The organism is Actinomycetospora rhizophila, assembly GCF_042657905.1.
Classification (GTDB): Bacteria; Actinomycetota; Actinomycetes; order Mycobacteriales; family Pseudonocardiaceae; genus Actinomycetospora; species Actinomycetospora rhizophila.
In genome coordinates, this window is the sequence record NZ_JBHSKG010000008.1 from 188,653 (window position 1) to 201,211 (window position 12,559).

Here is a 12,559-nt window from a genome sequence, read left to right on the forward strand (position 1 = left end):
AGGTCCAGCTGCACCGTCCCGGCGGGTGGCGTGCCGGGGGGCCCGCCACCACACTGCTGGTGACCGACGGTGTGGGGGGAGGCTCCGTGGCGAGCGAGGCCGTGCCGGCGACCGAGAGCCCGCGGGTACCGCAGCAGGCGCGGTCGCGCGCCACGCGGCGGGCCCTGCTCGCGGCGGCGGGCGAACGCTTCGCGGCGCAGGGCTTCCACGGCACGGCGCTCACCGATCTGCTGGGCGACGGCGTGCCGACCAAGGGAGCGCTCTACTTCCACTTCGCGTCCAAGCACGCCGTCGCCGAGGCGCTCGTCGAGGCCATGAGCGAGTCGTGGGACCAGGTCCCGCCCGCGGTCCGGCGGGCGTCCGCCGACGGTCTCGAGGCGCTGGTCCTGCTGACCGACGCCGTGATCACCCGCCTCGACGACCCGATCACGCGCGGCGCCGGTCGCCTCCTGCGCGACCGTGTCGTCGCCTCACCGACCCTCGCCGAGGTCAGCGCCTGGTGGCGCGACGAGGCCCGGGAGTTGCTCGCCGAGGCGGAGACCGAGGGCCTGCTGCGCCCGGAGGCCGATCCGGCCTGGGTCGCCGACGAGATCGTGGCCGGCTTCGCGGGCCGCGCGACGGTGTCCGGGGCGGACGGCGACGCGCTCTGGGAGCTGATGAACGAGTTCTGGGCCGGGTTCCTCCCGCTCGTCGCGACCGCGGACTGGTCGCGGCGGTGGGCAGCGCGACCGTGGCGGGAGCGGTGTCGTCCCGTCGGCGTGGGCCCGCACGACATCGACGACCTCGAGATCCACCCCGTCGGGGACTGATCCCGAGCGCCCGCGAGGTCAGGACTCGCGGGAGGGTGCGCGCCCCAGCACGCTCGCGGCCCCGTCGAGGTAGGCCTGCCGGTAGGCCGGGGGGATCCACTCCGCGGTGCGGAACACGGTGAGGGCCGGGTCGTCGTAGGTGGCGTCGAGACGCAGCCCGTCCCGGTCGGCGCCGTCGCCGTGCTCGCCCTCGGTGTGCGCGTCATCCGCCGTCGAGGTCATGGAACGGAGGATGCCCGCCGCGCGGGCGGGGAACCACCTCATCCCCGCCGAGTTGCGCGGCGCGGGTGTGGGCGAAAGCGGTTGCCGTCGATCACCGACCACCGTCCGCCGACGCGACGAGGGGCGCCCCGCCGGGGACGCCCCTCGTCGACTCACGCGTGCTCCGGCACCGCCGTGCCCCGCCGCGTCTCACCGTGCGATGCGGTGGCACGGGCGGCCTCCGGAGAGCCGGCTGTCCGGTCGGTCCGAGAGCCAGGGATCGACCGGCCAGCCGAGGAGAACGTTAGGGGCCGCCGGGGTCCGGGGGCGTGCGACCTGCGGAACTAGTTCCCGTCGACGTCGTTGACGCGGGAGCCGGGTCCGGGACGCCGATCACCTGGGCCGCCACGGAGGGGTCGGCGAGCGCCGCCCACCGTTCCGCCCGGTGGCTCGCGTCGACGAACGCCTGGTGGGTCCGGGCCTGGTTCGCCGAGCCGGCCTGGATGCCGAAGTACGCCCCGGTGATCGCGCCGATCGCGGCGACGAACGGGGCGGTCGCCGTCGCGGCGTCGGCCGCCGCCGGGTACCGCAGGATCGCGACGACGGCGATCAGCGCGATGAGCACCGTGCCGCCGAGCACGGCGTAGAGCCCGTAGCGCCAGCGATCGTCGCCCGGATCGTCGCCCGGATCGTCGCCGGGGTCGGTCGGAGGCAGCGTGGGACCCGCTTCGGTCACGACGAACTCCTAGCCAGGGACGTGGGGGAGGCCCGAGTATGCGGTGTCGGAGAAGAGGGGGTCACGGCGATGACGACGTCCGAGGCGCGCAAGAAGCCGAAGCGCTTCCCCAAGAAGCTGTACGAGACAGAGCTGCTGCGGCTGCAGGGCGAGCTCGTGCAGATGCAGGAGTGGGTCAAGGCGACCGGGGTGCGGCTCGTCGTGATCTTCGAAGGGCGCGACGCCGCCGGGAAGGGCGGCGCGATCCAGCGGGTCGTGGAGAACCTCAACCCCCGCGTCGCGCGCATCGTCGCCCTGCCCGCGCCCACCGAGCGCGAGCGCACCCAGTGGTACTTCCAGCGCTACATCGCGCACCTGCCGGCGGCCGGCGAGATCGTGCTGCTGGACCGCTCCTGGTACAACCGCGCCGGCGTCGAGCGCGTCATGGGCTTCTGCACACCCCAGGAGTACGACCGCTTCCTGCGCCAGTGCCCGACCTTCGAGGACATGCTCATCGAGGACGGCATCATGCTGCGCAAGTACTGGTTCTCGGTGAGCCCCGACGAGCAGGAACGCCGCTTCCGCGAGCGCCTCGAGAACCCGCTCAAGCGCTGGAAGCTCTCGCCCATGGACCTGGAGTCGATCAGCCGCTGGGACGAGTACTCCAAGGCCAAGGACGACATGCTCGCCGCCACCGACACCGAGATCGCGCCCTGGACGATCGTCGAGTCCGAGGACAAGCGCCGCTCGCGGCTGAACATGATCGCCCATCTGCTGCACACGGTGCCGTGGGCGCCGATCGAGCTGCCGACCCTGGAGCTCCCGGCCCGCCCGTCGGGCGACGGCTACGTCCGCCCGCCCCGCGAGGTCGCCCGCGCGGTGCCCGACCACGCGGCGACCCTGCTGGGGAAGGACTGATCGCTCAGCGCGTGCCGTAGAAGTACATCAGCGCCGTCGCGGTCGCGGCGCCGAGGACCTGCCCGCGCGCGACGAGCTCGGGGATCCGCGCGACGTCGACCCACGCGACCGTCCCGTCCTCCGCGGGGTCGGTCGGGTCCCCGAAGTGCTCGGCCCCGCGCCACAGGTAGGCGTTGATGCGCGCGCGGACCTGGCCGGGCAGGGGCTCGACGGAGAGCAGGTGCTCGGCCTCCCCGGTGACGTGCCAGCCGGTCTCCTCGGCGGTCTCGCGGGCCGCGGCCGCCCCGGGGGCCTCGCCGTCGTCGACGATCCCGCCGGGCAGCTCGTAGCCCCACTGGCCGGCCGGGAAGCGGTACTTCCACAGCAGGAGGACCCGGTCGTCGTCGACGACCAGCGCCACGGCGACCCGGGAGAGGTCGACGACATGGTAGTCGAAGCGCCGGCCCTCCGGCGCCTCGACGTCGACGAGCCGGACCCGCACCCACGGGCTCTCGTACGCCGACCGCTCGCCGAAGATCGTCCAACCGCCGACCGCCTCGGGCACGCCGGGACCGTACGCGACCGGTGGGCTCACCGGAGGACGGCACCGCGCAGGACCGCGAAGCTCACCGTCGTCCCCAGCCCCTGCGAGACGACCCACGCGGCCGGGACCACCCACCCCCCGCCGACCACGGACGGGAGCGCGGCGAGGGCCAGCCCGTGCGTGAGCACGACGACGGCGAAGGTCGTGGCCGACAGCAGCGCCATCCACCACGCCGCCCCGCGCGCGCCCGCCGAGCGGAACGTCCAGCGCCGGTGGAGCACCGAGACCAGCGCGGTGCCGGCCACGAAGCTCAGGGCGCGGGCGAGGTGCACGTCGAGCCCGGCGTGCACCAGGGCGAGGTGCAGCCCGAGGCTCAGCGGGAGCACGACAAGGCCGGCGGCCAGGTAGCGCGCGGCGACCGCGACGAGGCCGCGAGCGCCGGTCTGCCGCCCTGGAAGGATGGGCGCGTGGACGACGGCCGTGCGGCGCCCGGGACGCCCGCGCGGGGCCCGGCGCCGGCCGTCGTCGCGCTCGTCCCGCCGGCCGTGGCCCTCCTGCTGGGCGCCGTCGTCCTCACCCGCGGCACCGGGCTCTGGTACGACGAGCTCTTCTCCACCGAGGTGGCGCGCCTGCCGCTGGCCGAGATCCTGCGCGCGGCGTGGGAGGGGCGCGGGACCACCTGGTACCTGCGCGACATCCCGCCCTCGTACAACCTGCCGTGGTACGTCGTGGCGCACGTGGTGCTGCTCCTCCCGGGGACGGACAACGACCTGACGCTGCGGGTCCTCGCCCTGGTGTGCGGGGCCGCCGCGTCCGGGGTCCTCGCCGCGGCGGTGGCGCGGCTCGCGCCCGACCGCCGGGTCGGGCTGGTCGCGGGCCTGGTCACCGCGCTCAACCCGCTGGTGCTCGAGTGGAGCGTCGAGGCCCGCTCCTACGGGCTCGCGCTGCTGGGCACGGCCGGGACGGCGTACGGGCTCGCGCGGTGGCTCGACCGCGAGCGGCTCGGCCTGCTCGTGTTCGGGCTGTGCGCGGTCGGTGCCGGGCTCGCGCACTGGTACGCGCTCCTGCCCGTGGCCGGCCTGACCCTCGCCGGCATGGTGCTCGCACCGCGGCGCGCGGTGTGGCTCGCGCTCGTGGCCGCGCTGGCGGCGGTGCCGGCACTCGGGCTCGTCGCGCTGAACCTCGCCACCGTCGCCGACCGCAACGCCGCCCTGCTCTACGACACCGCCGGGCGGCTGCCGCTGTTCGCGGCCTGGCGCTGGTCGGGCAAGGACGTCGTGCTCGCCGGGGTGGTGGCCGTCGCCGCGGCGCTCGGGGTGTGGCGCGCGCCGGCACGGCTGCTGGTCGTCGTGACGGGCTGGCTCGCGCTGCCCGTGCTCGCGCTGCTGATCGCCGAGACCGAGCTCCGGGCGGTCTACGAGCCGCGCTACGTCCTGCCCGCGCTGCTGGGCCTCGGCGTGCTCACGGCGGCCGGGGTCGCGTGCTGGCCCTGGCGTCTGCGCGTCGTCGGCGCGGGACCCGCGGTCGTGCTCAGCGCGGTGCTCCTGGTGACCTCGCTGGTGGCGTCGGTCGGGCTGCTGTGGGCGCCACCGCGCGAGCGCTCGGACGAGGTCGCGGCGATGATCGCGGCCGCCCACCGTCCCGGCGACGTCGTCATGGCGGGCGACCGGCAGTCGGCGCTCGCGCTGGAGCACTACGTGCGCACGCGCCACCCGCAGATGGCCCCGGACCTGCGCGTGCCACCGGTCTACGCGGCGCCGGACGCGGCGGTCGTCTGGTACGTCCGCGTGCGGATCATCCACGGGGAGACCGGGCCGGTCGACGGCGACGTCCTGCTCGCGAGCTCGGGTCGCCGCGTCGAGGGTCAGTGGTTCCTGCGCGCCACGTGGACCTCGCTGGTCGTTCAACGCTGGGTGCGCTGAGCGCGCTGGAGGGTGCACCACCGCACCGTCCGCACCGACTGCCGCAGCCGCGCTCCCGACGACCACGCCGAGGTCCCGACCGGCCGCGCCGCGCGGGCGACGGGATGCGACCCGACCCGCAGGCCCGCGCCCGCCCGGGTCCGCGGGCCGAGCGCGACGACCACGCTGGGGGCCGTCGCGCCGGCGGGGGAGAGGAGGGCCGCTCGTCCGCGCGGACCGAGGGCGAGGAACGCCCCCGCGTCGCGCGGCAGCCCGGTGAGCGCGGCGACGAGCAGCCGGTGCCCGCGTCCCGTCACGTGCCGGCCGGGCGACTCGTAGGACCCGCGCCGCCCGGCGAACACGACGTCGTGGTCGCGCAGGTGCGCCAGCAGGGCGGGCAGCGCCTCGGGGGGATCCTGGAGGTCCGCGTCGAGGCAGACCCAGGCGCTCGCCCCGGGCTCGTCGGCGAGCCCGCGGCGCAGCGCGGCGTGCTGACCGACGTTGACCGCGAGCTCGGTGACGGCGACGCGGGGCTCCCGCGCGGCGAGTGCCCGCGCGACGACCCCGCTGCCCTCCGGGCAGGCGTCGACGACCAGCCGCACGCGCCACGACCGGCCCTCGAGCGCCCCGGCGACGCGGCGCACCAGCTCCCCGAGCGTCGCGGCGTTGCGGTGCACCGGCACGACGACGGCGACGGTCACGCCGCCCGCCAGGTCCGGCGCAGGCCGTCGGCCAGGTCGACGGTCGCCTTCCAGTCGAGCAGTTCCCGGGCCCGGGTGGGGTCGGCGACCCAGTGCCCGGTGTCCCAGTCGCGCCCGGGGTGGGCGCCGACGTCGACGGCGATGCGCCGCCCGGTCGCCCGCCCCGCGAGGGCGACCAGCTCCTCGTTGGCGGTCTGCACCCCGGTGCCGAGGTTGAGCACGGTGCCGGGCGCGAGGTCGTCGGCCCGGGCCGCGCGCACGCACGCGTCGACGACGTCGCCGACCCACACCCAGTCCCGCCGCATCCCCGGGGCGGTGAGCGGCACGCGGTCGCCGGTGCGGGCGGCCGCGAGCACGACGGGCACGAACCGCCCGGGGTGGTCGCCGGGGCCGTAGACCTGGAAGGCCCGCAGCACGGTGGCGCGCACGCGCCGCTCGGCGGCGGCCGCGAGCAGGAGCAGGGAGCCGGCCGCCTTGGTGGCCCCGAAGAAGCTCGCGGTGCTCAGCGGGTGGTCCTCGGTGAGGGGGTCGGCGCTCGCCGCGTACTCGGTGGACGAGCCGAGCCGCACGACCGCGCGGCAGCGTGGACCGAGGGCGTCGACCAGCCAGGCGCTGGTGTTGACCGCCGTCGTCGCGGCGCGCGCCGCGGCGTCGCGACGGTCGCGCGCGGCCGCCAGGCTGAACACGACGTCCGGGTCGGCGGCGCGCACGGCCGCGGTCGCCGCGGCGGGGTCGGTGAGGTCGACCCGGTCCCGCGTGAGCGCGGTGACCGACCAGCCGTCGGCGCGCAGGCGGGCCACGAGGTGGCGCCCGACGAAGCCGCCGGCCCCGGTGACGAGCGCGTGGCTCACGCCGGCACGGCCGTCGCGACGCCCGCCGTGACGGCGCGGGCGAACGCCTCGCGGTCGGCGGCCCGCGCCCCGGCGTCCCGGGCGCCCGCCAGCGCCAGGGCGGCGTGGATCCGGGGGATCTCGGCGGCGGGGTCGCGGTCGGCGGTGTCGGCGTGGAACGAGCGGCGCAGGAACGTGAAGTCGACGCCGAGGCGTTCCATCTCCGCGGCGAGCAGCGCGCTGGGGACCGGGTGCCCGGCGTCGGGGCGGGTGAGCCCGGCGACGCCGAAGGGGTGACCGGCCGCCGCGACACGATCGCGGACGTGCTCGACCGTGCCGTCCACCATGGGGGCGAACAGGCCGGCGGGGAGCCCGGTCCGGGCGGCGCGGTCGATGCGCAGGTCGTTGAGGCCGACGTAGACGCGGGAGAGCGGGCGGCGCGCGACCGCGTCGACGGTGTCGACCGCGTCCTGCGTCTCGATCATCGCGGCCACCCCGCAGCGGCGGTCGGCGAGGGCGAGCACGCGGTCGATCTCCTCGGGGCGGCGCAGCATGGGCACGAGCAGCTCGTCGGCGCCGAGCGCGACCGCGCGGTCGACCTCGCCCGCGGTCCAGCGGCCCACCGCGTTGATCCGGCAGACGACGGTCGCGCTCGTCGCCGACCGCATCGCACGCAGGTCGCGCGCGGTGTCCCGGTTGATCTGGGTGTCCTCGCCGGCCTGCCGCCGGGCCTTCCCGCGCCGCTCCCAGTCGATCACGACGCCGGTCACGCCGGCGGCCGCCAGGCGGGCGACCTCGCCGCCCGACGTCGAGAAGACGAAGAGGTCCACGGTTCTCCTCTGTGAGCCAAGGCTGCCCGAACTCGCGCCCGTCCGGCGCGCGCGCCCACAACGTGTCAGGGGGAGAACCGCTGCATATGCCCAATTTTGGGGGTGGTCGGCGATCGCGGATCACGGTCGAGTGAGGTAAGGCGCGCCTCACCCAGGAAACGGACGCGTCGGTCGAAACGTGAGGAGTCGTGGGGTGCCCGTGCCGGGTCGGTTCGCGTCGTTGGTCCGGACGGTGGCCGCTGTCGCCGCGTGCGCGGTCGTGCTGACCGCCTGCGGTGGGGCGCCCGCCCCGGAGGACCGCACGTTGACGCTCTACAACGCCCAGCACGAGGGCCTGGGGCGCCTGTGGGTCGACGAGTTCACCCGGCAGACCGGCATCCCGGTGCAGGTCCGCGACGGCGGGGATTTCGAGCTCGGCAACCAGCTCGTGGCCGAGGGTGCCGCCTCGCCCGCCGACGTGTTCCTCACCGAGAACAGCCCGGCGATGTCGCTGGTGTCGGGGGCGAACCTGTTCGCGCCGGTCGACCCGGCCACGCGCGCCCAGGTCCCGCCGCAGTACGCCTCGACCCGCGGCGACTGGGTGGGCATCGCGGCGCGCACGACGGTGGTGGTCTACAACCCGGCCCTGGTGCCCGCCGACCAGCTGCCCGAGTCGATCCTCGACTTCGCGCGCCCGGAGTGGCAGGGCCGGATCGCGTTCCCGCCGGGCGGCGCGGACTTCCAGGCGATCGTCTCGGCGGTGAACGCGCTCAACGGCGACGCCGCGACCCAGCAGTGGCTGGCCGGGCTCAAGACCAACGGGCGCATCTACCAGAGCAACACCGCGACGATGCAGGCCGTCAACCGGGGCGAGGTCCCGGCCGGGATCATCTACCACTACTACTGGTACCAGGACCGCGCCGAGGCGGGCGCGAACAGCGCGAACACCGAGCTGGAGTTCTACACCAACGGCGACGCCGGCGGGTTCCTCTCCGTCTCCGGCGGCGGCGTGCTGGCCTCGAGCAGCCACCCCGCGGAGGCCCAGCAGCTTCTCGCGTTCCTCGCCGGCGTGCCCGGGCAGCAGGTGCTCGCCCGCTCGGAGAACCTCGAGTACACCGTCGGCGCCGGGGTCCCGGCCAATCCCGCCCTCAAGCCGTTCTCCGAGCTGCGCCCGCCGCCGGTCGACCTCAGCACCCTGAACGGGCCGAAGATCGTCGGGATGATGCAGCAGGCCGGCCTGCTGTGACCGCGGCGGCCCCGCTGCGCGTGGGCGTCGCGTCGCTCGCCGCGCTGCTCGCGCTGCTGCCGGTCGGCTACGTCGTCGTCTCGGCGATCACCGTCGGCCCGGCGACGGTGGCCGAGCTGGTGTGGCGGCCGCGGGTGGGCGAGCTGCTGGTCAACACCACGGTGCTCGTCGTGGCGACGTGCTCGGCCTGCGTCGTCCTCGGCACCGCCACGGCGTGGATCACCGAGCGCACCGACCTCCCCGGCGCGCCGGTGTGGGGAGCGCTGTTCGCCGCGCCGCTCGCGGTCCCGGCGTTCGTCAACAGCTACGCCTGGGTGTCGGTCCTGCCCGGGGCCGACGGGTTCGTCGGTGCCCTCGTGGTGACGACGATGTCGTACTTCCCGTTCGTGCACCTCCCGGTCGCCGCCGTGCTGCGCGGCCTGGACCGCGACCAGGAGGACGTCGCCCGCGCCCTCGGTCTCTCCCCCCGCGCGGCGGCCCGGCGCGTCGTCCTGCCCGCGCTGCGCCCGGCGATCGTCGGCGGTGCGCTGCTCGTCGGGCTGCACCTGCTCGCCGAGTTCGGCGCCCTGGCCCTGCTGCGCTACCCGACCTTCACCACCGCGATCTACGACCAGTTCCAGTCGACGTACGCGGGGCCGGCCGCGGCCATGCTGGCGGGCGTGCTCGTGCTCCTGTGCCTGCTCCTGCTCACCGCCGACCTCGCGCTCGCCGGACGGGCGCGCGGGGCGCGGGTCGGGGCGGGGGCGGCGCGGCGGCGGGCGCGCACGCCGCTGGGCGGGGCGACGGTGCCGGCGCTCGCCGGTGTCGGTCTGCTCGTCGCCGCCGCGCTCGGCGTGCCCGTGGTGAGCGTCGTGCGCTGGATGGTCACCGGCAGCTCGACGACCGTCGACTGGGCGGCGCTCGCGACCGCGACGGCCACCTCGGTCGGGCTCGGCCTCGCCGCCGCCGCGGTGACCGTCGCGCTGACCTTCCCCGTCGCCTGGCTCGCCGTACGGCAACCGGGGGCGTTCTCGCGGGCACTCGAGCGCATCGCCCACCTCGGCAACGCCCTGCCCGGCATCGTGGTCGCGCTGGCGCTGGTGATCGTCGCGATTCGCCTCGTCCCCGGGCTCTACCAGACCACGCCGCTGCTGGTCACCGCCTACGCGATCCTGTTCATGCCGCTGGCGCTGGTGAACCTGCGCGCCGCGCTGCTGCGGGTGCCCCCCGAGCTCGAGGAGGTCGCCCACGGGCTGGGGTCGCGCCCCGGCGCCGTGCTCGCCCGGGTCACCGCCCCGCTGCTCGCCCGGGGCGCCGGGGCCGGGGCGGCGCTGGTGTTCCTCGCCGTCGCCACCGAGCTCACCGCGACGCTGCTGCTGGCCCCGACCGGCACGGCGACGCTCGCCACGGAGTTCTGGGGCCCGGCGGCCGCCGTCGCGTACGGCGCCGCCGCCCCGTACGCGCTGACGATGATCCTGATCTCGATCCCGGCGGCGTTCCTGCTGACCCGCCAGGTGCGCGCCGGGGCCCACCCGTGAGCGGGATCGTGGTCGACGGCGTCACGAAGGCGTTCGGGGCGACGCCGGTGCTGCACGGCGCCTCCCTGGCCGCCCCCGCCGGCACGCTGACGGCGGTGCTGGGCCGCTCCGGCTGCGGCAAGACGACCCTGCTGCGGATCGTCGCGGGCTTCGAGCGCCCCGACGACGGCACCGTCGCGCTGCACGGGCGCCCGGTCGCGGGGCCGGACCGCGCGCTCCCGCCCGAGCGGCGCGGCATCGGGTACCTCACCCAGGAGGGCTCGCTCTTCCCGCACCTCACCGTGGCCGCGAACGTCCTGTTCGGCCTGCCGTGGCGCGAGCGCCGCGGTGGTGACGCCCGGGTCGCCGCGCTCCTCGAGAGCGTCGACCTCGCGCCGTCGCTGGCGCGGCGCCACCCCCACGAGCTCTCCGGCGGCCAGCAGCAGCGGGTCGCCCTCGCCCGGGCCCTGGCGCCCGAGCCCGCGGTCGTCCTGCTCGACGAGCCGTTCTCCTCGCTCGACGCGGGGCTGCGCGCCGACACCCAGCGCGCGGTGGTCAAGGCGCTCGCCGCCGCCGGCGCGACCGCGCTGCTCGTCACCCACGACCGGGCCGAGGCGCTCGCGCTCGCCGACCAGGTCGCGGTGATGCGCGACGGGGTGATCGCCCAGGTCGACACCCCGGGCACGATCTACCGCGACCCCGTCGACGCGGGGGTGGGCGCGCTCGTGGGCGACGCCGTGCTGCTCGACGGGCGCGGCGACGGGGCGGGCGTGGTGACCTGCGCCCTCGGGGTGCTCGCGGTGCGGCCCGGTCGCGGGGGGCACGGCGCCGCCGGACCGGTCCGGGTGCTCGTGCGCCCGGAACAGCTCGGCGTCGGGGCCGGCGGTGACGGTGTCCGCGCCCGGGTGCGGTCGCGGGACTTCCGCGGGCCGGACGCGACCGTCGAGCTGGACCTGGGGGACCCCGCGTCCGGGACGGAGGTCGTCACCGCCCGTCTGCCCGGGGACTCGGCCGTCGCGCCCGGCGACGACGTCACGGTGTCGGTGCGCGGCGAGGTCAACGCCTACCCCGCGTGAGGCGGGGGCGCGTCGCCGTCGAGGACCCGGGCCAGCTCCCGGACCTCGCCGTCGAAGCGCTCGTCGTGGTCGCCCACCTCGCCGCGGGCCCGCGCGTCCAGCTCCCGCAGCACCGCGCACCGGAGCCGGGCGTGGACCGTCGCCGCGACGCCGTCCCGCCCGGGACGGTCCGGCGCGATCTCCACGAACACCCGCTCCACCCGGTCCGGGCCCGTCCCGGCGCGGACGTGCTGCAGCACGCCGTAGTGGCGGGGGTGGCGCAGCGCCCACCGGCGGTACGCGTGCGCGAGGGTGGTCCAGCGCTGCGCGAGCGGTGCGTCCCGCACCCGGTCGAGCGCGGCGCGCAGGCTGCGCTCGAGGGTGATGAAGCCGTCGGCGACCAGGGCGTCCACCAGGTCGTCCCGGCTCGGGAAGTGGTAGCGCAGCGTCGCCCGCGACACGCCGAGCCGCGCCGCGATCGCCCGGTAGGAGACACCGGAGGCACGGCCGTCGGCGAGCTGGTCGAGCGCGGCGTCCTTGATGTCGAACAACAGCTCCTGGACCCGCCGATCGCGCCGGCCGTGCGGTTCCGGCGGGAGGACGAAGCTCGTCATCGTGATCGCTCGGCTCCGGTGGTGCGCCATCAGACCGAGGTGAGGCTAGCCTTCGGACCGGCGGGCCCATCTCCCTAGAATGAGGGGGTGAGCAGCGCGGACACGGTCGCCGGCGAGGGCGTCGGCACGCCCGGGACGACCGTGCTCGTCGTCGACGACCACCGGGTGTTCACCGACGCGCTGCGCACCAGCCTGGGACGCCAGCGCGACGTCGCGGCCGTGGTGGTCGCGCACTCGGTCCGCGAGGCCCTCGCGCACGCCCGGCGCACGGCCCTCGACGCGGCGATCGTCGACCTCGATCTCCCCGACGGCTCGGGGCTCGAGGTGGTGGCGGGCCTGCGCGAGCTGACGCCGGGCACGCGGACGATCGTCCTCACCGCCCACGCCCGGTTCGACCTCGCCGAGCGCGCCCTCGCCGCCGGTGCTGCGGCCTTCCTGGCCAAGGAGGGCACGCTCGACCGCGTCCTCGCCGCGCTGCGCGCCCCCGCGCCCGCGGCCCCGGTGGTCGACGCCGCCGTCCCGCCCGGGCGGGTCGAGCTGACGCCGCGCGAGTGCGACGTGCTCCGCCTGCTGGGGCAGGGCCGGGAGCCCGCGCGCATCGCCGCCGAGCTGAAGCTGTCGCTGCACACGGTGCGGGGGCACGTCAAGACCCTGATGGCCAAGCTCGGCGCCCACAGCCAGCTCGAGGCGGTCGTCGCCGCGCACCGCCGGGGGCTCATCAGCGTCGGCACCCGGTACTGA

The 12,559-nt window shown here is 76.4% G+C and carries 15 protein-coding genes; 7 read left to right on the forward strand and 8 right to left on the reverse strand.

Going from position 1 to position 12,559, the window contains the following annotated elements:
* Positions 1 to 86 precede the first annotated feature (86 nt).
* Entirely contained in the window at positions 87 to 809 is a 723-nt protein-coding gene (locus ACFPK1_RS17015) for a hypothetical protein (RefSeq protein WP_378022123.1), read from the forward strand.
* A gap of 18 nt (positions 810 to 827) precedes the next feature.
* Here ACFPK1_RS17015 and ACFPK1_RS17020 read toward each other — a convergent pair whose 3' ends face one another.
* Both ACFPK1_RS17020 and ACFPK1_RS17025 read right to left on the reverse strand, forming a co-directional pair.
* Positions 828 to 1,031 (reverse strand): hypothetical protein, encoded by a 204-nt coding sequence (locus tag ACFPK1_RS17020; RefSeq protein WP_378022124.1) that lies wholly within the window; start codon positions 1,029 to 1,031, stop codon positions 828 to 830.
* Positions 1,032 to 1,314: 283 nt separating this feature from the next.
* Complete coding sequence (locus ACFPK1_RS17025; protein ID WP_378022125.1) at positions 1,315 to 1,746, reverse strand: hypothetical protein; 432 nt, start codon at positions 1,744 to 1,746, stop codon at positions 1,315 to 1,317.
* 69 nt (positions 1,747 to 1,815) lie between these two features.
* Between ACFPK1_RS17025 and ppk2 the strand changes: the two genes are divergently transcribed.
* Positions 1,816 to 2,643, forward strand: a complete 828-nt coding sequence (ppk2, locus tag ACFPK1_RS17030; RefSeq protein WP_378022126.1) for a polyphosphate kinase 2 — start codon at positions 1,816 to 1,818, stop codon at positions 2,641 to 2,643.
* 4 nt (positions 2,644 to 2,647) lie between these two features.
* Here ppk2 and ACFPK1_RS17035 read toward each other — a convergent pair whose 3' ends face one another.
* Both ACFPK1_RS17035 and ACFPK1_RS17040 read right to left on the reverse strand, forming a co-directional pair.
* Entirely contained in the window at positions 2,648 to 3,187 is a 540-nt protein-coding gene (locus ACFPK1_RS17035) for an NUDIX hydrolase (RefSeq protein ID WP_378022127.1), read from the reverse strand.
* 26 nt (positions 3,188 to 3,213) lie between these two features.
* Positions 3,214 to 3,627 (reverse strand): GtrA family protein, encoded by a 414-nt coding sequence (locus ACFPK1_RS17040; RefSeq protein WP_378022197.1) that lies wholly within the window; start codon positions 3,625 to 3,627, stop codon positions 3,214 to 3,216.
* Positions 3,628 to 3,633: 6 nt separating this feature from the next.
* On the opposite strand from ACFPK1_RS17040, the gene ACFPK1_RS17045 reads away from it, so the two are divergent.
* Positions 3,634 to 5,088, forward strand: coding sequence for a hypothetical protein (locus ACFPK1_RS17045; RefSeq protein ID WP_378022201.1), 1,455 nt, complete (start codon positions 3,634 to 3,636; stop codon positions 5,086 to 5,088).
* Here the strand turns inward: ACFPK1_RS17045 and ACFPK1_RS17050 are convergent.
* The 3 genes from ACFPK1_RS17050 to ACFPK1_RS17060 are packed head-to-tail and all read right to left on the reverse strand — an operon-like array spanning position 5,070 to position 7,428.
* A complete protein-coding gene (locus tag ACFPK1_RS17050; RefSeq protein WP_378022128.1) occupies positions 5,070 to 5,768 on the reverse strand; it encodes a glycosyltransferase in 699 nt (232 codons plus the stop codon). The two genes, ACFPK1_RS17045 and ACFPK1_RS17050, sit on opposite strands and share 19 nt — an antisense overlap.
* Positions 5,765 to 6,619, reverse strand: a complete 855-nt coding sequence (locus ACFPK1_RS17055) for an NAD-dependent epimerase/dehydratase family protein (RefSeq protein WP_378022129.1) — start codon at positions 6,617 to 6,619, stop codon at positions 5,765 to 5,767. The genes ACFPK1_RS17050 and ACFPK1_RS17055 overlap by 4 nt, the downstream gene beginning before the upstream one ends.
* Positions 6,616 to 7,428, reverse strand: a complete 813-nt coding sequence (locus ACFPK1_RS17060) for an aldolase/citrate lyase family protein (RefSeq protein WP_378022130.1) — start codon at positions 7,426 to 7,428, stop codon at positions 6,616 to 6,618. Before ACFPK1_RS17060 ends, ACFPK1_RS17055 begins: the two co-directional genes overlap by 4 nt.
* A 193-nt stretch (positions 7,429 to 7,621) precedes the next feature.
* On the opposite strand from ACFPK1_RS17060, the gene ACFPK1_RS17065 reads away from it, so the two are divergent.
* From ACFPK1_RS17065 to ACFPK1_RS17075, 3 genes are read left to right on the forward strand one after another with little or no spacing between them, the layout of a single operon-like run.
* On the forward strand, positions 7,622 to 8,653 hold the full coding sequence (locus tag ACFPK1_RS17065) for an iron ABC transporter substrate-binding protein (protein WP_378022131.1): 1,032 nt from the start codon (positions 7,622 to 7,624) through the stop codon (positions 8,651 to 8,653).
* A complete protein-coding gene (locus tag ACFPK1_RS17070) occupies positions 8,650 to 10,170 on the forward strand; it encodes an ABC transporter permease (RefSeq protein ID WP_378022132.1) in 1,521 nt (506 codons plus the stop codon). The genes ACFPK1_RS17065 and ACFPK1_RS17070 overlap by 4 nt, the downstream gene beginning before the upstream one ends.
* Complete coding sequence (locus ACFPK1_RS17075; RefSeq protein ID WP_378022133.1) at positions 10,167 to 11,225, forward strand: ABC transporter ATP-binding protein; 1,059 nt, start codon at positions 10,167 to 10,169, stop codon at positions 11,223 to 11,225. The genes ACFPK1_RS17070 and ACFPK1_RS17075 overlap by 4 nt, the downstream gene beginning before the upstream one ends.
* Here ACFPK1_RS17075 and ACFPK1_RS17080 read toward each other — a convergent pair.
* Positions 11,213 to 11,818 (reverse strand): TetR/AcrR family transcriptional regulator, encoded by a 606-nt coding sequence (locus ACFPK1_RS17080; RefSeq protein WP_378022134.1) that lies wholly within the window; start codon positions 11,816 to 11,818, stop codon positions 11,213 to 11,215. The genes ACFPK1_RS17075 and ACFPK1_RS17080 overlap by 13 nt on opposite strands.
* Before the next feature lie 87 nt (positions 11,819 to 11,905).
* Between ACFPK1_RS17080 and ACFPK1_RS17085 the strand changes: the two genes are divergently transcribed.
* Positions 11,906 to 12,559, forward strand: a complete 654-nt coding sequence (locus tag ACFPK1_RS17085; RefSeq protein WP_378022135.1) for a response regulator transcription factor — start codon at positions 11,906 to 11,908, stop codon at positions 12,557 to 12,559.

What these genes read in the sequence shown, in the direction of transcription:
- ACFPK1_RS17020 (WP_378022124.1), bottom strand. Translation starts at nt 1,031, where the DNA reads ATGACCTCGACGGCGGATGACGCGCACACCGAGGGCGAGCACGGCGAC.
- ppk2 (WP_378022126.1), top strand. Translation starts at nt 1,816, where the DNA reads ATGACGACGTCCGAGGCGCGCAAGAAGCCGAAGCGCTTCCCCAAGAAG.
- ACFPK1_RS17080 (WP_378022134.1), bottom strand. Translation starts at nt 11,818, where the DNA reads ATGACGAGCTTCGTCCTCCCGCCGGAACCGCACGGCCGGCGCGATCGG.